The sequence below is a fragment of the Rhodococcus sp. BE178 genome, from assembly GCF_050433545.1.
Taxonomy (GTDB): Bacteria; Actinomycetota; Actinomycetes; order Mycobacteriales; family Mycobacteriaceae; genus Prescottella.
Window position 1 is genome coordinate 20470 of sequence record NZ_JBNPXA010000006.1, and the last position, 24964, is coordinate 45433.

Below are 24964 nucleotides of genomic sequence, written 5' to 3' on the forward strand. Positions count from 1 at the left end.
GCAGGGTGAACACGTCTCGCCGCACTTGCCGCATGGGCGGTACGGCGTCCCGGGGCGTCCGCGTGCTCGGCAGGGTTCACTCATGACGCGGGCGTGGGCGGTGTCGGACCGGTCGTGCGCAGCGCGTCGGTGCGCCCGGCTAGACTTTGCCCTGGCAGCGCGCCGCCCGGCCTGCCGATTCGATCCCAGAGGGAAGGGACCATAAGCCCCGTGTCTCCGCAGGTAGATACCGTCACGCACGCTTCCGCGACTCCCGACGTCGCCCAGCCGTTCAAGGAGCTGGGCCTCAAGGACGACGAGTACGCCCGCATCAAGGAGATTCTCGGCCGCCGTCCCACCGACGCCGAGCTCGCGATGTACTCGGTGATGTGGAGCGAGCACTGCTCCTACAAGTCCTCCAAGGTGCACCTCAAGTACTTCGGTGAGACCACCACCGACGAGATGCGCTCGTCCATGCTCGCCGGCATCGGCGAGAACGCCGGTGTCGTCGACATCGGTGACGGCTGGGCGGTCACCTTCAAGGTCGAGTCGCACAACCACCCGTCGTACATCGAGCCCTACCAGGGCGCGGCCACCGGCGTCGGCGGCATCGTCCGCGACATCATGGCGATGGGCGCGCGTCCGATCGCGGTCATGGACCAGCTGCGTTTCGGTGCGGCTGATGCCCCCGACACCCGTCGCGTCGTCGACGGTGTCGTGCGCGGCGTCGGCGGCTACGGCAACTCCCTCGGCCTGCCCAACGTCGGCGGCGAGACCGTCTTCGACGCCTCCTACCAGGGCAACCCGCTGGTCAACGCGCTGTGTGCCGGCGCGATGCGCGTCGAGGACCTGCACCTGGCGTTCGCGTCCGGCGCCGGAAACAAGATCATCCTGTTCGGTGCGCGCACCGGCCTCGACGGCATCGGCGGCGTGTCCGTCCTCGCCTCGGAGACCTTCGACGAGAGCTCGGGCGGACGCCCGAAGAAGCTCCCCGCCGTGCAGGTCGGCGACCCGTTCACCGAGAAGGTGCTCATCGAGTGCTGCCTCGACCTGTACAAGGCCAAGCTGGTCGTCGGCATCCAGGACCTCGGCGGCGCCGGGCTGTCCTGCGCCACATCGGAGCTGGCCGCGGCCGGTGACGGCGGCATGCACATCGACCTCGACCTGGTCCCGATGCGTGCCACCGGCATGACCGCCGCCGAGGTGCTCTCCAGCGAGTCGCAGGAGCGCATGTGTGCGGTCGTCACCCCCGAGAACGTCGACGCGTTCATGGAGGTCTGCAAGAAGTGGGACGTCCTGGCCACCGTCATCGGCGAGGTCACCGACGGTGAGCACCTCGTCATCGACTGGCACGGCGAGACCGTCGTCGACGCGCCGGCGCGCACCATCGCCCACGAGGGCCCGGTCTACGAGCGCCCCGTTGCCCGTCCCGACACGCAGGACGCGTTGATCGCGAACACCACCGCGGGCCTGAAGCGTCCCGAGACGGCGGACGAGCTCAAGGCCACGCTGCTGAAGATGATCGCCTCGCCTGCGCTGTGCAGCCGCAAGTGGATCACCGAGCAGTACGACCGCTACGTGCGCGGCAACACCGTGCTCGCCGAGAACGCCGACGGCGGCGTGGTCCGCATCGACGAGGAGACCGGACGCGGCATCGCGCTGGCCACCGACGCGTCGGGCCGCTACACCATGCTCGACCCGTACGCCGGTGCTCAGCTGGCGCTGGCCGAGGCGTTCCGCAACGTCGCCGTCACCGGTGCCACCCCGAAGGCCGTCTCCAACTGCCTCAACTTCGGTTCCCCCGAGGATCCGGGCGTCATGTGGCAGTTCCAGCAGGCCGTGCGTGGCCTCGCGGACGGCTGCGCCAAGCTCGGCATCCCGGTCACCGGCGGCAACGTCAGCTTCTACAACCAGACCGGATCCACCGCGATCCTGCCGACCCCGGTCGTCGCGGTCCTCGGTGTGATCGACGACGTGCACCGTCGCATCCCCACTGGCCTGGGCCTCGAGCCGGGCGAGACGCTGATCCTGTTGGGCGAGACCCGGGACGAGTTCGACGGGTCCATCTGGGCCCAGGTCGAGCACGATCACCTCGGTGGCGTGCCGCCGAAGGTCGACCTCGAGCGTGAGCAGCTGCTGGCCGACATCCTGCTGGCCGGCTCGCGTGACGGCCTCATCTCCGCCGCCCACGACCTGTCCGAGGGTGGCCTTGCGCAGGCCGTCGTCGAGGCAGCGCTGGCCGGCGAGACCGGCTGCCGGATCCTGCTCCCGGAGGACGCGGATCCGTTCGTGACGCTGTTCTCGGAGTCGGCCGGCCGCGTGCTGGTCGCGGTGCCCCGCACCGAGGAGACCCGCTTCACCGGAATGTGCTCCGCACGGGGTCTACCGTGGGTCCGTATCGGCGTCGTCGACGAGGGTTCCGACTCCGTCGAGGTCCAGGGTCAGTTCTCGGTCTCCATGGCCGAACTGCGTGAGACGTCCGAATCGACCCTCCCGGCACTGTTTGGGTGATGTGTGACGGACTCGGGGGTCGAGCGGGAGGCGGTCGCTGAGCTGCGGGAGGATCCGCGGCCGGTGACGCCTGTCCTCACCCCCGGGTTCGATCAGCGTCACCCGTTCGTCCTGTGGGCGTGGGGCCTGCTGAAGCTCGACTTCACGGGCATCGCGTTCGCGTCACTGTTCTTCTGCTGGTCCCTGACGCCGTCGCTGCTTCCGCGCGACTGGCTGTTCCAGGGGCTCATCGGCGGTATCAGCGCTGCAATCGGCTACGCCGTCGGCGCCGCCGTCGGGTGGGTGGTCTACGAGTTCGGCCTCGCACGCCGCCCCTGGTGGCCGCTGCCGGACCGGATCATGCTCGCCGTGAAGGTGTTCGTGCCGGTCGCGTCTGCGCTGGCCGCGGTGATCATGCTCATCTACGCGGCCGGATGGCAGCGTGAGCTGTCGGCGCTGATGAACGCCGAGGGCACCACCACCACGGGATACATCCGCACCGGCGGGCTCAGCCTGCTCGTGGCGGCCGCGCTCATCTCGCTGTGGCGCGTGCTGCGCGACCTGGTCCGCTGGGTCGCGCGCCAACTCAACAAGCGGCTCAAGATCCCGCCACCCGCCGCGTCTGCGGGCGGACTGGCCGTGGTGCTCGTGCTCGTCTTCATGCTTGTGGACGGAATCCTGCTCCGCGCCGGGTACGCCGCCGTGAACTCGATATTCAGTCTGCAGAACAACGAGACCCGGCACGGTGCCGTGCAACCCCTGCTGCCCGAGCGGTCCGGAAGCCCGGCATCGCTGGCACCGTGGGACACCCTCGGGTTCGAGGGCCGCAACTTCGTCTCCGGCGGCATCCACGCCGGCGAACTGACCGCCGCGAACGGCAAGCCCGCCAAGGAACCCATCCGGGTGTATGCGGGTCTCGAGACCGCCGACGACACGGCCGCGCGGATGAACGTCGTGCTCGACGAACTGGAGCGGACCGGCGCGTTCGAACGCAAGGCCCTCGTCATCATTCCCACCACGGGGACAGGATGGGTCAATCCCACCGCGGCACAGGCCATCGAACTCGTCGAGAACGGCGACAGCGCGCTGGTGGCGGCGCAGTACTCGTACCTGCCGAGTTGGATCTCGTTCATCGCCGACCGCGGGAAGGCGGCGGTGGCCGGGAACGCGTTGATCCACGCGGTGCACGACCGTTGGCTCACGAAACCGGAGGCCACTCGCCCCAAGCTGTACGTGTACGGCGAGAGCCTCGGCACCCAGGCCGGCGAGGGCGCCTTCGACGGTCTCGCCGACATCCGCGAGACCGTGGACGGTGTGCTGTGGGTGGGTCCGCCCAACGCCAATCCGCTGTGGAGTGCGCTCACCGACCGGCGTGACCCGGGCACCCCCGAAGTGCAACCGGTGTACGCGGACGGTCTGGTGGTCCGGTTCGCGGACGAAGCGTCGGCGATCCCCGGCGATCAGGGGCCGTGGCTCGAGCCGCGGGTGCTCTACATCCAGCACCCGTCGGATCCCGTGGTGTGGTGGTCCACCGATCTCGCGTTCACCCGCCCGGACTGGCTGTCCGAGCCGCCGGGATTCGACCGGTTGCCGTCGATGAAGTGGTTCCCGTTCGTGACGTTCTGGCAGGTGAGCGCCGATCTCGCGAATGCCGCGGGCGTCCCGGACGGGCACGGCCACAACTACGGCACCGTGATCCTCGACGGCTGGGTTGCCGTCACTGCGCCGGAGGGCTGGACGCCTGCCGACACCGAACGGGTGCGCGCCACCCTCGAGGACCTGCGCGGGCACGACGGGCCCGAGAAGTGAGCCGGGCGGCCGGGCCGGCCACCGCGGCCGCGCTCGTCGCCTGGAACAACGCGGTGCTGCCCGCGCTGCGGCTGTCGTCGCGGGGCCGGGCGACGGCCGGAACCCTGGTGGCGCTCGGCGCCACGGCGGCCGGGCTGGCGCGCGGGCTGCACTGCGACGAACTGGGGCTCGGCAACGTCCGCTCGGGGCTGGCGTGGGGGAGTGCCGCCGCCGCGGTCCCCGTCGTCGGTTATGTGGGCGCGCTCGCGATGCCGTCGCTGCACAGCCGTTTCACGGTGCCCGACGAGGTGCGGCACGACTTCGCCGAGTGGGTGTCGGCGCACATTCCGTTCGGCACCGTCGTCACGGAGGAGTTGCTGTTCCGGGGCGTGCTGACCGCGTTGACCGACCGCGCGTTCCCGCCGGCCGCCGCGACGGCGGTCCGGGCGACGGCCTTCGGGCTGTGGCACGTGCACCCGGCACACGTGGCGGGCGACTCGGTGGTCGGCACCGTCGCTTTCACCGCCGCCGCATCGATCCTCTTCGACCGGCTGCGCGCGGTCAGCGGCAGCGTCCTCGCGCCGGCACTGCTGCATCTGGCGGTCAACGTCGGTGGCGCGCTGCTGCTGCGGCGCATCCGGGTCGTCACCGGCCCGGTCGAGGTGCCGCTGCCGCCGGTGTGACCGGCGGTCAGGGCAGCTGCGCCATGCCGTAGACGTGGTCGGCGCGGACCCGCAGGACCCGACGCCGCTCGGCGACCATCGCCCGACGAAACTCGTCCCAGTCGTCGTGCTCGCCTCCGGTGGCGGCACGGTAGACCGCGATCAGTTCGTCGACGGTCGCGTCGCCCGGATCGGCGGCGACGGGCGTCAGCTCCGCGTCGCCCTCGATCACCGCGTAGCTCCAGAAGTCGGGGGCGCTCACGTGAAGCGACACCCGCGGATCGCGGGACGCGTTGCGGGTCTTCGCGCGATCCGCGGTGACCGAGATCCGCACGGTGCGCGACTCCGGGTCCCACGCGTAGATGATGTTGGACAGTTGTGGCCTGCCGTCGCGCTTGAGGGTCGCGAGGATCGCCCGGTTCTGGGACGCGACGAGATCGAGCAGCGGTCTCTGGGTGTCGGCTTCGATGCTCATGGACTGTGTAACTACGCTGCCCGGAGGCTTGTTCCGCCGCCGCGGGCGGGCTCAGTAGATTTGATGCTCATGCCAGCCCGCCGCGCCGTCGACCCCGCCGAACTCCGCAGTGCGCTGCTCGCCGTCGGGCCGTGGCTGCGCGGCGAGGACGAGACGAAGCCGGCCCGCGCGGACCTGGCCGCCGCGGTGCGGCTGAGTGCCCGCACCCTCGAACAGATCGCGCCCGGGTCGAGTGTCGAGGTCCGGGTGCCGCCGTTCGTCGCGGTGCAGTGCATCGAGGGCCCGCGACACACCCGGGGGACCCCGCCCAACGTCGTCGAGACCGACCCGCGGACGTGGCTGTTGTTGGCGACCGGACGACTCGGATTCGACGACGCGGCGGCCGGCGGGTCACTGAGCGCGTCGGGCAGTCGGGCCGGCGAGATCGCCCACTGGCTCCCGCTGATCCGCTTGTGAGTTCATGTGACGTGGGTCGCATCGACGTGATCCGACGCACCGACCGTCGAGTGTGCCTGGATCGGTAGTTAGAATGGGGCACGCCCCCCTCACCGAATCCCCTTAGGGAGCGCTTGCCGTGACTCGTGCCGAACTGTCGGTCAACAGTCGGAATCTTCTCGCTACGACCGCACCAGACGAGGACGAGAACGAACCTCGTGAAGAGTGTGGCGTCTTCGGTGTCTGGGCGCCGGGCGAGGACGTCGCCAAGCTGACGTACTACGGGCTGTACGCCCTCCAGCACCGTGGCCAGGAGGCTGCCGGCATCGCCGTCGCCGACGGCGCGCAGGTGCTGGTGTTCAAGGATCTGGGCCTGGTCAGCCAGGTGTTCGACGAGCAGACCCTCGGTGCCATGCCGGGGCACGTCGCCGTCGGCCACTGCCGCTACTCCACCACCGGGTCCACGACCTGGGAGAACGCGCAGCCGATCTTCCGCACCACCGCCGCCGGCACCGGCGTCGCGCTGGGCCACAACGGCAACCTCGTCAACACCGCCGAACTGGCGCAGCGCGCCCGCGAGGCCGGCCTGATCAACGACAAGCGTCCCGGCGCGGCCACGTCCGACTCGGACATCGTCGGTGCGCTGCTGGCGCACGCCGCCGCCGACAGCACGCTCGAGCAGGCCGCGATGAAGCTGCTGCCGACGCTGCGCGGTGCCTTCTGCCTGACGTTCATGGATGAGCACACGCTGTACGCGGCGCGCGACCCGCACGGCATCCGCCCGCTGTGCCTCGGTCGTCTCGACCGCGGCTGGGTGGTCGCCAGCGAGACCGCCGCCCTCGACATCGTCGGCGCGTCCTTCGTGCGCGAAATCGAGCCCGGCGAGCTGCTCGCGATCGACGCCGACGGTGTCCGGTCGTCCCGCTTCGCGAACCCGGAACCCAAGGGCTGCGTGTTCGAGTACGTGTACCTGGCCCGCCCGGACAGCGTCATCTCCGGTCGTTCGGTGCACTCGACCCGCGTCGAGATCGGTCGCCGTCTCGCCAAGGAGCACCCCGCCGAGGGCGATCTGGTGATCCCGGTGCCGGAGTCCGGCACCCCGGCCGCGGTCGGCTACGCACAGGGTTCGGGTATCCCGTACGGCCAGGGGCTGATGAAGAACGCCTACGTGGGCCGCACCTTCATCCAGCCGTCGCAGACCATCCGTCAGCTGGGTATCCGCCTCAAGCTCAACCCGCTCAAGGAAGTCATCCGCGGCAAGCGCCTCGTCGTGGTCGACGATTCGATCGTCCGCGGCAACACCCAGCGCGCACTGATCCGGATGCTCCGCGAGGCCGGCGCCCTCGAGATCCACGTGCGCATCGCCTCGCCGCCGGTCAAGTGGCCGTGCTTCTACGGCATCGACTTCGCCTCGCCCGCCGAGCTCATCGCGAACGGTGCCGAGGGTAGCGGCGTGAACGCCACGTTCGACGAGATGCTCGACGGCGTGCGCCGGTCGATCGGTGCCGACTCGCTCGGCTACATCTCGATCGACGGCATGGTCGCGGCCACCGAGCAGCCCCGCTCGCGTCTGTGCGCGGCGTGCTTCGACGGCAACTACCCGATCGCGCTGCCGGACGGGGGCATCGGCAAGAACGTCCTCGAGGGGATGTTGGAGTCGGCCGCGGGCGCCGCGGTCAGTCATGACAACGACAACGCGGACGCGCTGTCTCGTCCCTAGTTCGCAGGACCGTCCGGGGATGCCCGAGCAACTCCGGTAGCGTAAGGGCGCAATCGAGGTGATTGCGCATGCGCACATGCATTCGCGACCGCTGCGGATGCTGCAGTTGAGACGTTCACCGAGTATCAAGGCTGGAGCCAGAACCCAATGACCGAGGACAGTACCCGCACGCAGGGCGCTTCGTACGCCGCCGCCGGAGTGGACATCGAAGCGGGCGACCGGGCAGTCGAACTGTTCGCCCCGTTGGCGAAGAAGGCCAGCCGCCCCGAGGTCATGGGTGGTCTCGGTGGTTTCGCCGGCCTGTTCTCCCTCAAGGGTGGATACAAGGAGCCGCTGCTCGCCGCGTCCACCGACGGCGTCGGCACCAAGCTCGCCGTCGCGCAGGCCATGGACAAGCACGACACCGTCGGCCTCGACCTGGTCGCGATGGTCGTGGACGACCTCGTGGTGTGCGGCGCCGAGCCGCTGTTCCTGCAGGACTACATCGCGGTCGGCCGGGTCGTCCCCGAGCGGGTCGCCGAGATCGTCGGCGGCATCGCCGAGGGCTGCATCCAGGCCGGCTGCGCGCTGCTCGGCGGCGAGACGGCCGAGCACCCCGGGGTGATGGCCGACGGTGACTACGACCTGTCCGCCACCGGTATCGGCGTCGTCGAGGCCGACCAGGTCCTCGGACCGGACCGTGTCCGCCCGGGCGACGTCGTGATCGGCATGGGCGCGTCGGGTCTGCACTCCAACGGTTACTCGCTGGCCCGCAAGGTGCTGCTCGAGATCGACCGCATGTCGCTGACCGGGCACGTCGACGAGTTCGGCCGTACCCTCGGCGAGGAGCTGCTCGAGCCCACCAAGATCTACGCCAAGGACTGCCTGGCGCTGGCCGCCGAGACCGACGTGCGCACGTTCTGCCACGTCACCGGTGGCGGCCTCGCCAACAACCTCGCGCGCGTGATGCCCAAGGGCCTCGTCGCCGAGCTGGACCGTGGCACCTGGAGCCCCGCTCCCGTGTTCACCATGATCGCGCAGCGCGGTCGTGTCGAGCGCGCCGAGATGGAGCAGACGTTCAACATGGGCGTCGGCATGGTCGCGATCGTCGCGCCCGAGGACGTGGACCGCGCCCTGGCGGTGCTCACGGCCCGCCACATCGACTGCTGGACCCTCGGCAGCGTCAAGAAGGCATCGGACGCCGACGCCGCACGCGCCCTGCTGCTGGGCGATCACCCGCGCTTCTGAGCGGCCGTCCCGAGCCGGGACCGCACCTAGACGTCGTCCCCGGAACCTCCACGAGGTTCCGGGGACGACGTCGTTCTAGGCGGTGTCGGCCGGTTAGGGCCGGAGATGCCAGAGGCGCCAGACGTGCACTTGGGATGCCGGAGATGCGACGGCATTGCACGCGCGGGCAGGCCGCGAAGTCCTCACGGAGATACCACGAATGAGGGGGAGCCGGTCGGGCTCCCCCTCATTCGCGTTTGTCCGACTGGGTCAGGACGACAGTCAACGACGCCAATCGTCGTAGTCGTCGTCCTCCCAGGGAGGGCGGTTGTCCTCGTCGGAGCGCTTGTCGGCGATGACTCCGCCGTTACGGGACGAGCCGGATCCACCGCCGCTCGAGAGCTCTCGTTGCAGGCTGTCGAAATCCGTGGACGGAGAGCTGTATTTGAGCTCCCGTGCAACCTTGGTCTGCTTTGCCTTAGCCCGGCCGCGGCCCATGGCTGACCCCCTCGCGCTTTCGCGGGGCGGCCTGGGGAATTTGGCGGCCCCGCGTGAGTGTTGATGTTTTCCTGACCCACACTCTAGCGTGCAAATGTCGCTTCCGCCTCCACGAATGGTTCCCGGTGGTGTCTGATTTGTCTCAGAGGGCCCGTGAGCTGGAGTGATGGCGAATTTCTGCAGGCTAGAACACACCTGGGACGGCGCGTATCGTCCCCACTCGGGCGCCGCCGCCGAGGACGGGCTGGGACGCCAGTGCGGCGTGGTCCTCCGACCACGTCACGCCGAGCCGGTGGAGCAGCGCTGCGGTCAACGGCAGCCGGGCCCGCTCGTGCCCATCGTCGATCTTGAACGCGAAGGCGGTGCCGTCGGGCAGCGCGCCCGCATGGACTCCGTCGGCGCCGGCCTTGCACAGCAGCCCCGGCACCGCCGGCATCAGGCGGGCGTCGTCGCGACCGGTGCCCGACACGAGGTGCGGGTGCGCGCGGATCGCGTCGGCGACGGATCGCTCGGCCGATCCGGGTTCGGCCGTAGCCAGGCGGGAGAACGCCCGCGCGAGGTTGGTCAGCGACACCGGAATGATCGGCAGCCCGCAGCCGTCGATGCCGAGTTCGGTCTCGGGTTCGCCGCTGAGTTCGGCGATGGTCCCGATCACGGTGCGCTGGAGCGGGTGGGCGGGGTCGAGGTACGTGTCCATCGGCCAGTCGTTGGCCGCGCATGCCGCGAGCATGGCCGCGTGCTTGCCCGAACAGTTCATGTAGACCGTTCGGGGCGGCCGGCCCGCCGCGAGCACCTCTGCGCGCGCCAGTTCGTTCGCCGGCAGGTCCGGAGGGCACTGCAGCTGCCGCTCCTCGAGGCCGTGGCGGTCGAGTAGCTGCTCGACGAGTTCGACGTGCGCGAGCTCGCCCTCGTGCGACGCCGACGCGATCGCCAGCTGCTCGCTGGACTCGGGCACGAACCCGCTGCGGAGCAGTGCGACTGCCTGCATCGGCTTGTTCGACGACCGCGGGTAGATCGGCGTGTGGACCTCGCCGAGGGTCAGCGTGCTGGTTCCGTCCGGCGCGAGCACCACCAGGGAACCGCGGTGCACGCACTCGCGGAATCCGGATCGGACGACCTCGACCAGTTCGACGCTCACGACGGCACCTGCTCTTCCAGACGGTTCAGGAACTTGCGGACCCGGGCTTCGACCGTGTCCGCGAGATCGGGTTGTTCGGCGAGCAGGCGCGCCAGCCGGGCGGCGTCGTCGCCGACGAACACGTCGCGGACGGTCACCCCGTGTGCGGGCACCGACAGGATCTCGACGGCGTCGCCGGCCTGTATGCGGCCGGGGGTCAGCACCCGCATGTACGCGCCGACGTCGGCGCGTTCGGTGAACCGCTTGACCCACCGTGGCTCGCCGGACCAGTGCGCGAACGTCCCGCACGGCACGCGCGGCTCGGTGATCTCGAGTTCGACGTCGCCGATGCGCCAGCGGGTGCCGATCACCGCGTCGGTGGTGGGCACGCCGACCACGCGCAGGTTCTCGCCGAACCAGCCCGGCGCGAGGGGCCGGCCCAGTTCCGACGCCCAACGCTCGGCCTCTTCCGTGGAGTAGGCGTAGACCGCCTTGTCGCGCCCTCCGTGGAACTTCGTGTCGCAGACGTGGTCTCCGGTCACCCCGCCGGTTTCGACGCGCACAGGGCCCGTCACGGGCCGTTTGTCGATGGCCGTGCGCGGCGCCCGCTTGCTGGGTGCGTCGCGGTCGGCGAATACGACGCACACCGCATCGAGGCGGCCGGTCGACGCGCCCGTCACCGGCCGCGCAACCGGTCGACGGCCGCCCGGCCCGCCTGCACCTCGTCGTGCCGCGGCACCGAGTCCGCGTCGATCGAGGCGGCGCACGGCCCGGCGACGAGCGCGGTCGCGACGGGCACGGTGCGCTTCACCAGCGCCAGCGCGATCGGTCCCCACTCGAAGTGGTCGACGACGGTGCCCACGCGGCCGACGGTGCGCCCGTCCGCGGTCACGGACTCGCCCGCCTCGGGGCGACCCTCGGCGGAGCCGTCGAGGTGCAGCAGCACGAGGTGGCGCGGCGGCTTGCCGAGGTTGTGGACCCGGGCCACCGTCTCCTGGCCGCGGTAGCAGCCCTTGTCGAGGTGGACGGCGCCGTGCTCGGCCGGCGCACCGATCCAGCCGGCCTCGTGGGGGATGGTGCGGTCGTCGGTGTCGACGCCGATCCGCGGGCGCAGCGCGGCGACCCGCAGGGCCTCGAACGCCCACGAGCCGGCCGGACGCGCGCCGGCCGCGGTGAGGACGGTCCACCAGCGGCTGAGTTCGCTGCGCGGGATCACCAGGTCGAACGAGTCCACGGTGGGCCACGGCATCCGGCGCACGAATCCGCCGCCGGCCAGCGGGACCGCGTCGTACACGCCGGGCAGTACCGGCACGCCGAGCGCCTCCAGGAAGGCGGGGGAGGATGCGACGTCGGGGCCGAGCAGGCTCAGCACGGCCATGTCGTTGCCGTCGCGCGGATCGGCCTTGGACCAGAACACCATCTTCTGCAGGAAGGTCAGCAACTCCGGGCCGTGGTCGGCCTCGGTGTCGATCCACGTCACGCCGTCGATGTCGGTCTGCACGAAGTGGTGCTCGATGCGGCCGTTGATGTCCAGGCTCAGGTTCTCGGCGCTGGACCGGTCCGGGAGCGCGGCGACGTGCTGGCTGGAGATGGTGTGCAGCCACGTGAGCCGCTCGTCGCCGGAGATCGCGATGACGAACCGGTGGGAGCGGTCGACGACGGCTGCGGAGCGGACCGCGGCGCGTTGCTCGGCGAACGGATCGCCGTAGTGCCATGCGACGCCGGCATCCGGTGAGCCCTCGGGCGGAGGGACCGCGCCGGGCGTGGACAGAAGTGGACTGGGTGCAACGTGCGGAGTGTCGGCCACGGCCCCATTCTAGGAGCGGTGAGCGACGGTGCCGCGTGACGCAGGGAACTGCTGGTCGCGCCGAGTTCTGACTATGGTGGGCGGCATGGCTGAGCAGGGTGGGCAGGTGCTGGTGACACTGGACGGGCAGGTGCGCGACGCCGACGCCCCGCTCCTGCACGTGGACGACCTCGCCGTGGTGCGCGGCGACGGCGTGTTCGAGACGCTGTTGGTCCGCGACGGGCGGGCGTGCAAGGTCGGGCTGCACCTGGATCGTCTGGAGGCGTCGGCGACCGCCCTCGAGTTGCCCCTGCCGGGCCGTGGGTTGTGGCGCCGCGCCGTCGAGGCGGCGGCCCGGGAGTGGGGACGCGACCGGGAAGGCTGGATGCGTCTTCTGCTCAGTCGTGGCCGGGAGACCGGGGGACCGGCCACCGCGTTCGTGTCGGTGGGTCCGGTCGCGGAGCGTGTTCTGCGTGCTCGCCGCGACGGGGTCTCCGTCATGACGCTGCCGCGCGGGTACTCGGTCGACCTGGCGGCGTCGGCGCCGTGGCAGCTGGCGGGGGCGAAGACTCTGTCGTACGCGACGAACATGGCAGCCCTGAGGCATGCCCAGGCGCAGGGTGTCGACGACGTCATCTTCACGAGCAGTGAAGGACGAATTCTGGAGGGTCCCCGGTCGACGGTCGTGATCGCCCGGGGTAAGACGTTGATCACTCCGCCGCCCGAGCACAGCATCCTGCCGGGCACCACGCAGCGGGCCCTGTTCGAGGTCGCCGGGGCCAAGGGATACACGTGCAAGTACGAACCTCTGAACCCTGTGGATCTTGTTGTCGCGGAGGGAATCTGGCTGGTCTCGAGTGTTACCCTGGCGGCGCGGGTGCACGCCCTCGACGGGCTCTCGTTGCCGGTGTCGCCGGCGGCCGAGGACGTGGCCTCGATGGTCCAGTTGGCGGTCGAGACGGTGGGGTCGGACTAGATCGGGTTAGGCGCCGACCGGAAGGTCTACTACATTCCGTAGTAGCAATCCGCTGCGGGGAGCTTCTGCCCGCAGTAGCTTTGTGAACAGGGATCGAGCGGACGCCCACGTCTCGACCCCGAAGCCTGTCCTACGGGCCGACTTTTCGGAGTAGCCATGGATGTCTTGGATGTCTCCCGGTGGCAGTTCGGAATCACCACCGTCTACCACTTCATCTTCGTTCCCCTCACGATCGGACTGGCCCCGCTGGTCGCGATCATGCAGACGATGTGGGTGATCACGAAGAAGGATCACTGGTATCGCCTCACCAAGTTCTTCGGCAAGTTCTTCCTGATCAACTTCGCGATCGGTGTCGCGACAGGCATCGTGCAGGAGTTCCAGTTCGGTATGAACTGGAGTGAGTACTCCCGCTTCGTCGGCGACGTCTTCGGTGCTCCGCTGGCGCTCGAGGGTCTCGTCGCGTTCTTCCTCGAGTCGACGTTCCTCGGCCTGTGGATCTTCGGCTGGACCCGCCTGCCCAAGGGTGTCCATCTCGCGACGATCTGGTTGGCCGCGATCGGTGTGAACGCCTCGGCGTACTTCATCATCGTCGCCAACTCGTTCATGCAGCACCCCGTCGGCGCGCGTTTCAATCCGGAGACCGGACGCGCCGAGCTCGAGAGCATCTGGGCCCTGCTGACCAACAACACGGCCATCGCGGCGTACCTTCACGCGGTTGCAGGTGGCTTCCTCACCGCCGCAACGTTCGTGGTCGGGATCGCCGGTTGGTGGATGGTGCGCAACATGCGCAAGTCCAAGACCGCGGCGCCGGAGGACGCCAAGACGTTGGTCCAGGACGCGCGGAACATGTTCCGGCCCGCGGCCCGCATGGGCATGCTGGTGATGATCATCGCCGGCATCGGGATCGTCTACACCGGCGATGTCCAGGGCAAGCTGATGTTCCAGCAGCAGCCCATGAAGATGGCGTCCGCGGAGTCGTTGTGTCACACCGAGACCGATCCGGACTTCTCGATCCTCACCGTCGGTACCCACAACAACTGCGAGGGTGTCACGCACGTGCTCGAGGTGCCCTTCGTGTTGCCGTGGCTCGCCGAGGGCAAGTTCAGCGGCGTGACACTGCAGGGCGTCGAGGATCTGCAGGTGCAGTACGAGCAGCAGTTCGGTCCCGGCAACTACCGTCCCAACCTGTTCGTCACGTACTGGTCGTTCCGCGCGATGATCGGTCTGGCTGCCGGGTCGCTGGCGCTGGCGCTGGCCGGACTGTGGGTCACCCGTAAGGGTCGAGTCCCGGACCAGAACTGGTTCAAGTGGTTGTGCCTCATCGCAATTCCGATGCCGTTCCTCGCGAACAGTGCGGGCTGGATCTTCACCGAGATGGGCCGTCAGCCCTGGGTGGTGCATCCCAACCCGACCGGCGTCGACCTGATCCGGCTCACCGTCGATCAGGGTGTCTCCGATCACCCGACCGGGCTGGTCGTCACCTCGCTCGTGGTGTTCACGCTGCTGTACGGCGCGCTGGGTGTCGTGTGGTTCTACCTGATCCGTCGGTACGCGATCGAGGGACCGTCGCCGCACGACCTGCATCCGCCGGGTCGAGGGCCCGCGCCGAAGGCCGGCGGCCCGGGAGAACCGGGCGAGCCGGAGGCCGAAGAGCAACTGTCGTTCGCGTACTAGGAGACCGTCATGGGACTGCAGGAATTCTGGTTCATTCTCATCGCGGTGCTCTTCGTCGGGTACTTCGTACTCGAGGGGTTCGACTTCGGTGTCGGAATGCTGATGCCCGTCCTGGGCAAGACGGAGAACCGTCGTCGCGTGCTGCTCAACACGATCGGGCCCGTCTGGGACGGCAACGAGGTGTGGTTGATCGTCGGTGGTGGTGCGCTGTTCGCGGCGTTCCCCGACTGGTACGCGACATTGTTCTCCGGGTTCTATCTACCTTTGCTGATCATCCTGGTGGCGCTGATCCTGCGAATCGTCGCGATCGAGTGGCGCGGCAAGATCGACGACGACAAATGGCGGCGTCGTGCCGACTGGGGCATCATGATCGGCTCCTGGGTGCCGGCGGTGCTGTGGGGTGTGGCATTCGCGAACATCGTCCGCGGTGTCGCGATCAACGCGGACAAGAAGGTGACGTCAACCTTCTTCGACCTGCTCAACCCGTACGCGCTGCTCGGTGGCATCACCACGGCGCTGGTGTTCGCACTGCACGGCGCGGTGTTCATCGCCCTCAAGACCGCCGACGACGTGCGGATCGATGCCGCGGACCTGGCGAAAAAGCTCGCCATTCCGACGGTCCCGATCGCCGGTGGGTTCGTGCTGTGGACCCAGCTGGCCCACGGCAAGGGCTGGACGTGGATCCTGGTGGCGCTCGCGGCAATTGCCGTGATCGCGGTGGTGTTCCTGACCAGGGCCGAGAGCGAGGGCTGGGCGTTCGCGTTCACGACGCTCGCGGTGATCGCCACCGTGGTGCTGCTGTTCGCGTCGCTGTATCCGAACGTGATGCCGTCGACGACGAGCGAGGCGTACAACCTCACGATCGAGAACGCGTCGTCGAGTCCATACACCCTGAAGGTGATGAGTTGGGCGGCAGTGATTCTCACGCCGATCGTGCTGTGCTACCAGGGCTGGACGTACTGGGTGTTCCGTAAGCGGATCTCCACCAAGCACATCCCGCCGTCGATCGGGCTGCCCCGCAAGGCTGGACCTACGAAGGTCGGATGAGTACTGGTATCGATCGCCCCGCCCGATCGAGTCGACGGGCGGGGCGGCGCGGGGGTCCGGTGGATCCCCGCCTGTGGAAGTACTCCGCGTCGGCGCGCGGCTACCTGATCCTCACGGTCGTCCTGTCCGCGATCAACGTCGCGATGGTGATCGTCTCGGCCGTGCTTATCGGCACGATCCTGGCCGGGGTGATCACCTCCGATCGGCGCAGCCTCGCGGACTGGCGTACCGACCTGATGTGGCTCGCCGCGGCGGTGGCCGTGCGGGTCCTGGCGGCCTGGCTGCACGCGCGGTACGCCCACCGCTCCGCCAACCGGGTGGTCGCCGAACTCGAGGTCGAGGTCCTGCAGGCGGCCGTGCGGATGCCGCCGCGCACCCTCGACCCGCGCCGCGACGAGATCGCGACCGTGCTCACCCGGGGGGTTCGCGCGTTGGCGCCGTATCTGACGGGCTATCTGCCCGCGCTCATCCTGGCGGCGACGCTCACCCCGGCGACGCTGGTGGTGATCGTCATGCAGGACCTGACGGCGGCGATGATCGTCGTGATCACGCTGCCGCTCATCCCCGTGTTCATGATCCTGATCGGCCTGCTCACGAAGGGGAAATCCGAGCAGACGCTCGCCGCGTTGACGCGCCTGTCGGGGCAGCTCCTGGACCTGTTGGCAGGCCTGCCGACGCTGCGGGCGCTCGGCCGCGAACACGGCCCCGCGACGCGGGTGCGCGAACTCGGGGACGCGCACCGCAAGACCACGATGTCGTCGCTGCGGGTCGCGTTCCTGTCGTCGATGGTGCTCGAACTGCTCGCGACGCTGTCGGTGGCGCTCATCGCCGTCAGCATCGGCCTGCGTCTGGTCTTCGGCAACATGGAACTCGAGCCGGGCATCGTCGCGCTGATCCTCGCGCCCGAGGTCTACCTGCCGCTGCGCATGGTCGGTGCCCAGTTCCACGCCGCCGAGGACGGTGTCGCTGCCGCAACCAAGGCGTTCGGAGTGCTGGACGAGGCCGCGGAACAGCGGCCGACCGGCACTCGCGCGGTGGTGGCCGAGGGTGCCGTCGTCGAACTGGCGGGCGTCAGCGTGCGGTCCCGGTCGGGGACGGCGCCGGACCGGTTGGATGCGAGGTGCCTGCCCGGCGCCGTGACCGTGCTGACCGGTGCCAACGGGTCCGGAAAATCCACTGCCCTGCAGGTGGTTCTGGGACTGACCGAGCCCGACGCCGGATCGGTGCGGATCGACGGGACCGACGTCCGTGACCTGGACCCGGCCGGATGGTGGGCACAGATCGCGTGGCTGCCCCAGCACCCCGTGATCGTCCCGGGCACCCTCGCCGAGAATCTCGCCCTCGTCGGCGACGTCGACACGGACGCCGAGCGATTGCAGCAGGCATGCCGGGCAACCGGATTCGACGATGTCCTCGCGGAACTGCCGCGCGGATGGGACACCGTCGTCGGTGCAGGGGGACTGGGGCTGTCGCTCGGTCAACGCCAGCGACTGGCCCTCACCCGGCTGTTGGTGTCGTCGCGGCCGGTGCTGTTGCTCGACGAGCCGACGGCGCACCTGGACGAAGAAACCGAACGGACAGTGTTGAACTCGCTACGTGAGCTCGCCCGCCACGGCCGCACCGTCGTGGTCGTGGGACATCGCCCGACCGTGCTGGCGGCGGGGGACCAGGTGACCGAGGTGGCGGCCCGACACGACGTCGTGGCCGACGAGGACGCGGGAGCGCAGCACCATGAATCGTGACCTGGTGCGGGCGATACGGCTGCTGGATCTGCAGCCACGGCGCGTGCTGGCCGCGATCGCCGCGGGTGTCGCGACGCTGGGCAGTGCGCTGGCGCTCGCGGCGCTGTCGGCGTGGCTGATCACGAAGGCGTGGCAGATGCCGCCCGTGCTCGATCTGACGGTCGCGGTGGTCGCGGTGCGTGCGCTCGGCATCTCTCGCGGCGTCTTCCGCTACCTCGAACGTCTCGCGACGCACGACGCCGCGCTGCGCGGCACCACGTCGGCCCGGACGAAGATCTACCGCCGCCTCGCGGACGGTGATCCGGCGGCCGCCGCAGGACTCCGGCGCGGTGACCTGCTGGCCCGGACCGGTGCCGACGTCGACGCACTCGGCGACGTCGTGGTGCGGGCGCTGATCCCGATCGCCGTCGCGGCGATCATGGCACTGTCCGCCGTCGTCGTGCTCGGGCTGATCTCACCGGCCGCCGCGCTGGTTCTCGCCGTCGCTCTCGCCCTGTCGGGGGTGCTGGCGCCGTGGCTGTCGGCGCGCGCGGCTCGGATTGCGGAGTCCCGCAGCGCGGCCGCGACGGCACTGTTCAGCGAGACCGCGGTGACCGCACTCGACCATGCCGCCGAGTTGCGGGTGGCCGGACGCCTCGACGACGTCCTCGCGAGTGCGGAGGCCACCAACCACGACGCGGTTCGGGCCACCGACCGGGCCGCCCGGCCCTCGGCGTTCGCCGCCGCCGCGACACCGCTCGCGATCGGGGCCAGTGTGCTGGGGTCGCTGCTGATCGGAATCACGCTGTACGGGCCGGACGGTGGTACGCCGGGCGCGATGACGCCGATGTCGTTGGCGATCCTCGTGCTCGTGCCGCTCGCCGCATTCGAGGCGACCGGTGCCCTGCCGGCGGCCGCGCTCGCGCTGACCCGGGCTCGGATCGCGTCGGGTCGGATCCTGGCGTTGCTGGATCGGGCCGGTGAGCCGCTGCCCGAGGGCGCCGAGGTGCCATCGGGTCCCGGACGGGTTCGTGCCGAGGGCTTGCGGTGCGGGTGGCCGGGAGGCGAGAGGGTGACCGCGCCCGTGGATCTGGATCTGTCCCCGGGGGCGCGTGTCGCCGTGGTCGGCGGGAGCGGTGCGGGCAAGACCACGCTGCTCATGACCCTGGCCGGGTTGCTGCCGCCGGTCGACGGCACCGTGTCGCTCGACGGCACACCGATCGCACGATTCCAGCCCGACGCGCTGCGCCACGAGATCGGGTTCTTCGCCGAGGACGCCCATCTGTTCGACACGTCGGTCCTCGAGAACCTGCGTGTCGCCCGTGGCGACCTCGACGAGGACACCGCGCTCGAGGCGCTGCGCACCGTGGGGCTGGGGGAGTGGGTGGCGCAGTTGCCGCGTGGCGTGCACACGTCGCTGGGCGGTGGGGCTCGGGCGGTCTCCGGTGGCCAGCGCCGACGCCTGCTGCTCGCCCGCGCGCTCGTCTCCCCTGCGCGAATGCTGCTGCTCGACGAGCCCACCGAGCACCTCGACGCGGCGGACGGCGCGAGGATCCAGCGGGCCCTGCTCGACCGGGAATGTGGGCTGGTCGATCGGGAACGGACCGTGGTCCTCGTTACGCACCAGTTGCCGCCGGACGCCCGCGCCGATGGCATCGTGACCGTCGGTAACGGAATCGGCCGGGATGTGGATTGTGTCAGGGAGTCCGCGGGTCTGGACTCGGCTCGGCCCGCCTGACCACGGACGACGCGTCGGCAAGCGCGGCACCCAGATGTGGAACGCGTTCTAATTGTTCGGCCAATCGCGGCTACCGGCCGCGCCGTTACAGGTCGGTGAACCCAAAAGTTGTTGCGCCACCTCGTAACTGCCCTGCTGGACGAACGTCCGAAAAACCGGTTAGTATGTGATCGTCTTCACTGCTGTATGGGCGATTTGCCGTGACTTCACGGTCTAAATTGAAACGCGTTCTACATAGAACTGCCTCCCCTCAGGAACGATCGAAGGAGCATCTACATGTCACGCCGCTCACTACGCCACGCCGTAGCCACAACCGCCTCTGTGGCCCTTCTCGCCGCCGGCGTTACCGTCGGACTCGGAGCGTCGGCGGCCCAGGCCGCGCCCGCATGCGCGCTCAGCCAGTCGGTCACCGACAGTTGGGCCGGCTCGCTCGGGACTCCGTACACCGTGAGCAAGGAGGTTGTCGGCGACGGCACGGTCGCACCGGGGCGCACCGTCACCTACCTAACCAAGGTGTCCGGTTCGGGGGCGCTCGTCGACCAGATCCGTGACTTCCACCCGGCAGGTTTCCAGCTGGTGAAGGCTCGTCTGAACGTCAAATGGGCTATCGGGAATCAGCAGTGGACGGACGTCACCGGTACCGCCGTCGTGGGCAACAACGCCGTCATCGCCAAGGGTGGCGGGTGGACCACCGCGGGTGGCGGAGTCATCGCCTTGGAAACCACCTACAAGGTCCCGGATAACGCCACGGTCGGCTCCAAGCTCGACAGCGGCGCCGGCACCAACATCGTGCTCGCTGCTGGTGACTGGAACATCAACCCGATGGGCGTGTGCGTCACCGTTCGTCCGCCGAACCCCGTCGAGGCCGGCTCGGGCAGCCTCGAGGATCTGGGCTTCGGTTCGGTGAACACCGGATCGGGCCAGGTCTTCGGATCCATCACCGATCCGCAGGGTTCGATCAGCAACGTGGTCGGCGGAATCCTGGGCAATGTGCTCGGCAACCTGAGCTGACTCGGCTCCGGCAAGAATGCGGGCAGGGCTACCAGCGCATGCTGGTAGCCCTGCCCGCATCGGCATTGTCGAAGAGAGCTTTGATCGTCATCAGCTAGTCCATCCCGAACGGGAATCGTCGGCACGCTGCGCGCGTGAATCCGTGCCGTGAACTCCCATGAGCACTTCGAAAACGAGCCCCGCCCTGGACATCTCCGGGGCGGGGCTCGCTTCGTTGCGCTTGAGGGCACCTTCGACCGAAAAACTGTTGCCGAGCGCCGTGACCGGGCGTAGCTTCGGGCGTACACGAGGAAGGAGGTGGTCTGGAGTTGAATGACAAACGGACACGTGAGGTGGCTGTCACCTAGCCACGATGCTCTCGGAATTCACTGACCGCCTCGCGGCTGGCGAATCCCAGGCAGCTACCCGACCCCCGAGCTCTCCGGTCACGTCCAGATCGGAAACCCACGACAAACGAAGCCCCCGGGCATCGTCAGTGGACGGGCCCGGGGGTCGTTGCTGTGTATGAGGCTGTCTCAGCCGATGTAGCGCGACAGACGCGCGGAGAACCGCGGCGCGAGGGGGCCGTCGGCGACGACGCGCTCCTCGACGTAGGCCAGATCGCCGCCTTCGACGATGCCGTACAGACGCTTGGCGCCGCCGATCAGCTCGCCGGACTCGCTGCGGATCACGACGTCGGTCGCGAGTTCCCACGACGACTGCGTGAGAGCCTGGCCGTAGAACAGCTCGACCACACCGGAGGCGTGCGTGAGCAGGAGCTCGACGACCTCTTCGTTGGTGCTGCCGGGGATGCCGTCACCGGCGACGCGCCAGTAGCCGCTCTCGCGCTGACCGGGTCCCACGTATTGACCGTCGGCGTCCAGGCGCCAGGAACGGGATTCCCACGCCAGGTAGTTGCCGCCGTCGTGTGAGACGACGATCTGCTGACCGAACGGGTAGTCGCCGGTCTCCGGATCGTGTCCTTCACCCTCGCCGCGCCACACGCCGACCAGCGGCAGCAGTGCGAGCAATCCGGGATGCAGGTCCGGCCCGAGGCGCAGATTCGCGGTGTCCTCGGGCAGGGGGAGATCGGGCAGCGTCGGGATGTTGCGTCCCGCCGTTTCCTTCGCGCGCTCTACGGCACCCGCGACCGCGCGGTCGCCGCTGCCACGAGCAACGTGCGACTCGGTGTCGTCAGGCTGCATTTCCGAGCCCGCGTCCGGATCCTGACTCACGGCTTGTCGGTGACCAACCGGTACACGACGTACAGCGAGAACCAGGTGATCAGGATGGCGGCAAGAACCAGGAGAACCTCGAAGAAGATGACCACGCGCCCATCTTAGACCGCACCCCCGAGGCGTTCGAAATCGGCAGCAACGCGGCGGTTCCGGGCACTGATCTTGTCGATTCCCGATCCGTACCGGATTTGCGGTATACGGTGCTCGCGGAATCGCGAACGAATCACGAACTGTCACGCCTGCGGGGGTGCGCACGGTCGGAGGTGTCGATGGCTCGTCGAGGAATCGTGTCCGCGGTCGGCGGGGTGATCGCGGCGGTGACGCTGCTGGTCTGCGCGGGTCCGGCGGTGGCAGAAGGTTCCGCGGGGGCCGGGGGCTCGGGGGGATCCGGCTCGGGGTCGCTGCGCCCGCCCGTGAAGGACCCGAACAACTTCGGCGGGGGCTGCCCCGACGTCCTGGTGGTCGCGGTGTCGGGCGCCGGTGACTCGACGGTGGATCGGGACCCGTTCGACGACGGGGAGCGGGTGCCGTGGTCGAACTGGCTCCCCAACATCACCGTCCCGCTCGGCGAGGCGAATCGGGATCAGCCGGGCACGGTGGGCTGGATGTACGTCCCGTACCCGTCGACATTCGGGCTGGGTCTGCTCGAGGACGTGCCCACCTATCAGGACTCGGTGGCGGCGGGTGTCGCGTCGATGAACCGGATTCTGGACGAGAAGAAGACGCAGTGCGGCGACGCGACCCAGTTCGTGCTGCTCGGCTACAGCGTCGGCGCCGAGGTCACCGAGCGCGTCGCCCGCGAACTCGGCCACCGGGACGGCTCGGCGACCGTCACCGCCGACGATATCGCCGGGGTTGCGCTCGTCGGGGACCCGTACCGTCCCGCCGGCACCCCGTCGCTGGGGGCGCCCGGACCGCGCGGCGGCGGATTCATGTCGTCGGAACCGGCCGACTACGGCGCCCTCGACGGCAAGATCCTGTACGCCTGCCGGCCGTACGACATCGCGTGCGACGCCCCACCGGAGATCGCGGTCCTCGAACTCGCGCTCGGGGTGCTCGGGCAGATGCGGTTCACGGTGCTCAATCCGGTGCAGACGTTCGCCGACTTCGGTCGAGTGATGTCCGAGATGTCGGCGCGGACCATCGCGCACATCGTCACGCGGGACGACTGGTTCACCTCCGACGAGTCCCTGCTCGACGTGCTGCGCAAGGTGGCCGACCAGACCTACCGCGACGACGCGGCGGCCGCGGAGGCGACGCCGGAGCGCGTCGCCGCGATGGTGGACTGGGCGCGCGGCCCGGGCGCCGACGTGGTGCGCGCGAAGCTGCGTGCCGAGGGCGCCGGTTTCGTCGAGGACAACCGCGGCGTCGTGAACCTGATCGTGGAGCCGTACATCTTCCTGGGCTTCATCCAGCACATCCTGTACTGGAACTCCAACCCGAACGACCCCTGGTACTGGGACAGCGAGAAGGTGGTCGACTGGATCAGCGGTCTCGCACGCGAGGACGCGCCGGTGACCCCGACGTCCGGCGGATCGACCGGCTCGTCGCTGTCGTCCGGTTCCTGACTACTGGTAGCTCCGGTCCCACCCGCCGGACCGGCACACGGCGTCGAAGGCCTCGCGCAGTGGCCGCCGTCGGACGACGAAAGGGGCGTCACTCCAACAGGAGTGGCGCCCCTTTCGAGGGTCTGGATCTACTTGGCGACCGTCACGTCGACGGCGTAGACGCCGGCGCTGTCCGGGCTGATCGTCACGTCGCCGTTGCCGGAGCTGGAGAGTGCACGCACCTTCCAGGTTCCGGGGGCCGCGAAGAAACGGAAGTCGCCGGTCGCGGACGCGACGACCTCGGCGGTGAACTCGTCGGTGCCGTCGAGCAGGCGCACGAACGCGCCGCCCACCGGCTGGCCGTCAGCGGCCAGGACGCGGCCCGTGATGACGGTTTCCTTCTCGACGTCGACGCCCGCGGGCAGGGTCTGGGTCTGAACAGGTGCTCCGCACATATCTCTTATGCTCCCAACTCGATCGGTGCGCCGACCAGTGAGCCGTACTCGACCCAGCTGCCGTCGTAGTTCTTCACGTTCTGCTTGCCGAGGATCTCCTGCAGCACGAACCACGTGTGGCTCGACCGCTCGCCGATGCGGCAGTAGGCGATGGTGTCCTTGGTCTCGTCGAAGCCCTTGTCCGCGTACAGCTTCGCGAGGGCCTCGTCGGACTTGAAGGTCCCGTCCTCGTTGGCGGTGGTGCTCCACGGGATGTTGATGGCGCCGGGGACGTGGCCGCGCTGCTGCGCCTGCTCCTGCGGAAGGTGCGCCGGGGCCAGGATCTTGCCCGAGAACTCGTCAGGGGAGCGGACGTCGACCAGATTCGCCGAACCGATCGCGGCGATCACGTCGTCACGGAACGCGCGGATCGAGGTGTCGGCCGCGGCGGCCTTGTACTCGGTGGCCGGACGGGTGACGGTCTCGCTCGACAGCGGACGGCCGTCGAGTTCCCACTTCTTGCGGCCGCCGTCGATCAGCTTGATGTCCTGGTGGCCGTACAGCTTGAAGTACCAGTACGCGTAGGCGGCGAACCAGTTGTTGTTGCCGCCGTACAGGACCACGGTGTCGTCGTTGGCGACGCCCTTGGCGGACAGCAGAGCCGAGAACTGCTCCTGGTTCAGGAAGTCGCGGCGGACACCGTCCTGCAGATCCTTGCGCCAGTCGAGCCGGATCGCGCCCTCGATGTGGCTGCTCTCGTAGGCGGCGGTGTCCTCGTCGACCTCGATGAAGACGGTCTTGGGAGCGTTGAGGTTCTGCTCTGCCCAGTCTGCGGAGACCAGGACGTCGGAGCGAGCCATGGGTTGTCCTTTCGGTGTGGGAACGGCGTGTGTGGAGCGTGGGAGTGCTGTGCGGTTGAGGGCCCGCACGGGTGGAGCGAAGTACTGCGGCTCAGGCCGCGCTGGGGGTCGCGCCGCCGCGCAGGCGGGTGGCGAGCGGGTAGATCTGGCAGCCCAGGCAAATCCCGAACGCGGCGTTGAGCAGGGCCGCGAACAGTGCGAAGCCGGTGGCGATTCCGCCGACGAGGCCGGCGCCGAGCAGGAACGCGACGGTGCCGACAGCCGCGAAGACCAGGCCGACGAGCTGCGCGAACCGCAACGGTGCGACGGGTTCGCGTTCGACGGTGGGGCTCAGACGCGGCGCGACCAGCGTCGCGAAGAGCCGCCCGTACGGGCTGCGACGCGGGCCGGCGACGGCACCGATCGCGAACACGACCGCCTGTGCTGCCAGCAGCAGGCCGGCGGCGAGGGTCGAGACGGTCGACAGCACCAGCACCGCGACGAGGACAGCGGTGGTGATCCATGCGGCAAAGCGTGGACCGCGGACGTCGACCTGCTGGTTCTGGAGTGTGGGAGTGGACATCTGGGAGTGCTCCTGCGGGCT

Annotated in this window: 22 protein-coding genes; 13 read left to right on the top strand and 9 right to left on the bottom strand. The window is 69.2% G+C overall.

The window, feature by feature from the left end; genetic code table 11:
* The first annotated feature begins 210 nt into the window (after positions 1-210).
* Genes purL through J2X34_RS12865 form a run of 3 tightly spaced genes read left to right on the top strand, consistent with a single transcriptional unit; the run spans position 211 to position 4940 of the window.
* Positions 211-2490 (top strand): phosphoribosylformylglycinamidine synthase subunit PurL, encoded by a 2280-nt coding sequence (purL, locus tag J2X34_RS12855; RefSeq protein WP_114720729.1) that lies wholly within the window; start codon positions 211-213, stop codon positions 2488-2490.
* A 3-nt stretch (positions 2491-2493) separates the two neighbouring features.
* Positions 2494-4278 (top strand): alpha/beta hydrolase, encoded by a 1785-nt coding sequence (locus J2X34_RS12860; protein WP_114720732.1) that lies wholly within the window; start codon positions 2494-2496, stop codon positions 4276-4278.
* The gene (locus J2X34_RS12865) at positions 4275-4940 is read left to right on the top strand and encodes a CPBP family intramembrane glutamic endopeptidase (protein ID WP_114720735.1); all 666 of its coding nucleotides are present in this window, start codon (positions 4275-4277) and stop codon (positions 4938-4940) included. The genes J2X34_RS12860 and J2X34_RS12865 overlap by 4 nt, the downstream gene beginning before the upstream one ends.
* Before the next feature lie 7 nt (positions 4941-4947).
* Here the strand turns inward: J2X34_RS12865 and J2X34_RS12870 are convergent, their stop codons facing one another.
* Positions 4948-5394 carry a PPOX class F420-dependent oxidoreductase gene (locus tag J2X34_RS12870; RefSeq protein WP_114720738.1) on the bottom strand — a complete coding sequence of 149 codons (447 nt, stop codon included), beginning with the start codon at positions 5392-5394 and terminating at the stop codon, positions 4948-4950.
* 69 nt (positions 5395-5463) lie between these two features.
* Between J2X34_RS12870 and J2X34_RS12875 the strand changes: the two genes are divergently transcribed.
* From J2X34_RS12875 to purM, 3 genes are all read left to right on the top strand, one after another.
* A complete protein-coding gene (locus J2X34_RS12875) occupies positions 5464-5850 on the top strand; it encodes a sterol carrier family protein (RefSeq protein WP_114720741.1) in 387 nt (128 codons plus the stop codon).
* 118 nt (positions 5851-5968) lie between these two features.
* The gene (purF, locus tag J2X34_RS12880; RefSeq protein WP_114720743.1) at positions 5969-7549 is read left to right on the top strand and encodes an amidophosphoribosyltransferase; all 1581 of its coding nucleotides are present in this window, start codon (positions 5969-5971) and stop codon (positions 7547-7549) included.
* Positions 7550-7696: 147 nt separating this feature from the next.
* On the top strand, positions 7697-8776 hold the full coding sequence (gene purM, locus J2X34_RS12885) for a phosphoribosylformylglycinamidine cyclo-ligase (protein WP_114720750.1): 1080 nt from the start codon (positions 7697-7699) through the stop codon (positions 8774-8776).
* A gap of 261 nt (positions 8777-9037) precedes the next feature.
* Here purM and J2X34_RS12890 read toward each other — a convergent pair whose 3' ends face one another.
* The 4 genes from J2X34_RS12890 to J2X34_RS12905 form a co-directional block, all read right to left on the bottom strand.
* Complete coding sequence (locus tag J2X34_RS12890; protein ID WP_114720753.1) at positions 9038-9253, bottom strand: DUF3073 domain-containing protein; 216 nt, start codon at positions 9251-9253, stop codon at positions 9038-9040.
* 184 nt (positions 9254-9437) lie between these two features.
* Positions 9438-10391 (bottom strand): asparaginase, encoded by a 954-nt coding sequence (locus tag J2X34_RS12895; protein ID WP_114720755.1) that lies wholly within the window; start codon positions 10389-10391, stop codon positions 9438-9440.
* On the bottom strand, positions 10388-11050 hold the full coding sequence (locus tag J2X34_RS12900) for an MOSC domain-containing protein (protein WP_429517617.1): 663 nt from the start codon (positions 11048-11050) through the stop codon (positions 10388-10390). The genes J2X34_RS12895 and J2X34_RS12900 overlap by 4 nt, the downstream gene beginning before the upstream one ends.
* A complete protein-coding gene (locus tag J2X34_RS12905; RefSeq protein WP_429517619.1) occupies positions 11047-12177 on the bottom strand; it encodes a YgfZ/GcvT domain-containing protein in 1131 nt (376 codons plus the stop codon). Before J2X34_RS12905 ends, J2X34_RS12900 begins: the two co-directional genes overlap by 4 nt.
* A gap of 85 nt (positions 12178-12262) precedes the next feature.
* On the opposite strand from J2X34_RS12905, the gene J2X34_RS12910 reads away from it, so the two are divergent.
* The 6 genes from J2X34_RS12910 (at position 12263) to J2X34_RS12935 (ending at position 20323) form a co-directional block, all read left to right on the top strand.
* Positions 12263-13132 carry an aminodeoxychorismate lyase gene (locus tag J2X34_RS12910; RefSeq protein WP_429517621.1) on the top strand — a complete coding sequence of 290 codons (870 nt, stop codon included), beginning with the start codon at positions 12263-12265 and terminating at the stop codon, positions 13130-13132.
* Between the two features lie 156 nt (positions 13133-13288).
* The gene (locus tag J2X34_RS12915; protein ID WP_429517623.1) at positions 13289-14806 is read left to right on the top strand and encodes a cytochrome ubiquinol oxidase subunit I; all 1518 of its coding nucleotides are present in this window, start codon (positions 13289-13291) and stop codon (positions 14804-14806) included.
* 9 nt (positions 14807-14815) lie between these two features.
* Complete coding sequence (cydB, locus tag J2X34_RS12920; protein WP_114720767.1) at positions 14816-15853, top strand: cytochrome d ubiquinol oxidase subunit II; 1038 nt, start codon at positions 14816-14818, stop codon at positions 15851-15853.
* The gene (gene cydD / locus J2X34_RS12925) at positions 15850-17595 is read left to right on the top strand and encodes a thiol reductant ABC exporter subunit CydD (protein ID WP_114720770.1); all 1746 of its coding nucleotides are present in this window, start codon (positions 15850-15852) and stop codon (positions 17593-17595) included. Before cydB ends, cydD begins: the two co-directional genes overlap by 4 nt.
* Complete coding sequence (gene cydC, locus J2X34_RS12930) at positions 17585-19312, top strand: thiol reductant ABC exporter subunit CydC (protein WP_429517626.1); 1728 nt, start codon at positions 17585-17587, stop codon at positions 19310-19312. The genes cydD and cydC overlap by 11 nt, the downstream gene beginning before the upstream one ends.
* A gap of 321 nt (positions 19313-19633) precedes the next feature.
* Positions 19634-20323: a hypothetical protein gene (locus J2X34_RS12935; RefSeq protein WP_429517628.1), complete on the top strand. Its 690-nt coding sequence runs from the start codon at positions 19634-19636 to the stop codon at positions 20321-20323.
* A 515-nt stretch (positions 20324-20838) separates the two neighbouring features.
* Here J2X34_RS12935 and J2X34_RS12940 read toward each other — a convergent pair.
* A complete protein-coding gene (locus J2X34_RS12940) occupies positions 20839-21507 on the bottom strand; it encodes an FABP family protein (RefSeq protein WP_429517865.1) in 669 nt (222 codons plus the stop codon).
* Between the two features lie 302 nt (positions 21508-21809).
* Between J2X34_RS12940 and J2X34_RS12945 the strand changes: the two genes are divergently transcribed.
* On the top strand, positions 21810-23108 hold the full coding sequence (locus tag J2X34_RS12945; RefSeq protein WP_429517630.1) for a cutinase family protein: 1299 nt from the start codon (positions 21810-21812) through the stop codon (positions 23106-23108).
* Between the two features lie 128 nt (positions 23109-23236).
* Here J2X34_RS12945 and J2X34_RS12950 read toward each other — a convergent pair whose 3' ends face one another.
* The 3 genes from J2X34_RS12950 to J2X34_RS12960 form a co-directional block, all read right to left on the bottom strand.
* Positions 23237-23542: a DUF1416 domain-containing protein gene (locus J2X34_RS12950; RefSeq protein WP_114720781.1), complete on the bottom strand. Its 306-nt coding sequence runs from the start codon at positions 23540-23542 to the stop codon at positions 23237-23239.
* Positions 23543-23547: 5 nt separating this feature from the next.
* Entirely contained in the window at positions 23548-24381 is an 834-nt protein-coding gene (locus J2X34_RS12955; protein ID WP_107984510.1) for a sulfurtransferase, read from the bottom strand.
* A gap of 91 nt (positions 24382-24472) precedes the next feature.
* Positions 24473-24943 (bottom strand): DUF4395 domain-containing protein, encoded by a 471-nt coding sequence (locus J2X34_RS12960; RefSeq protein ID WP_429517632.1) that lies wholly within the window; start codon positions 24941-24943, stop codon positions 24473-24475.
* Positions 24944-24964 lie beyond the last annotated feature (21 nt).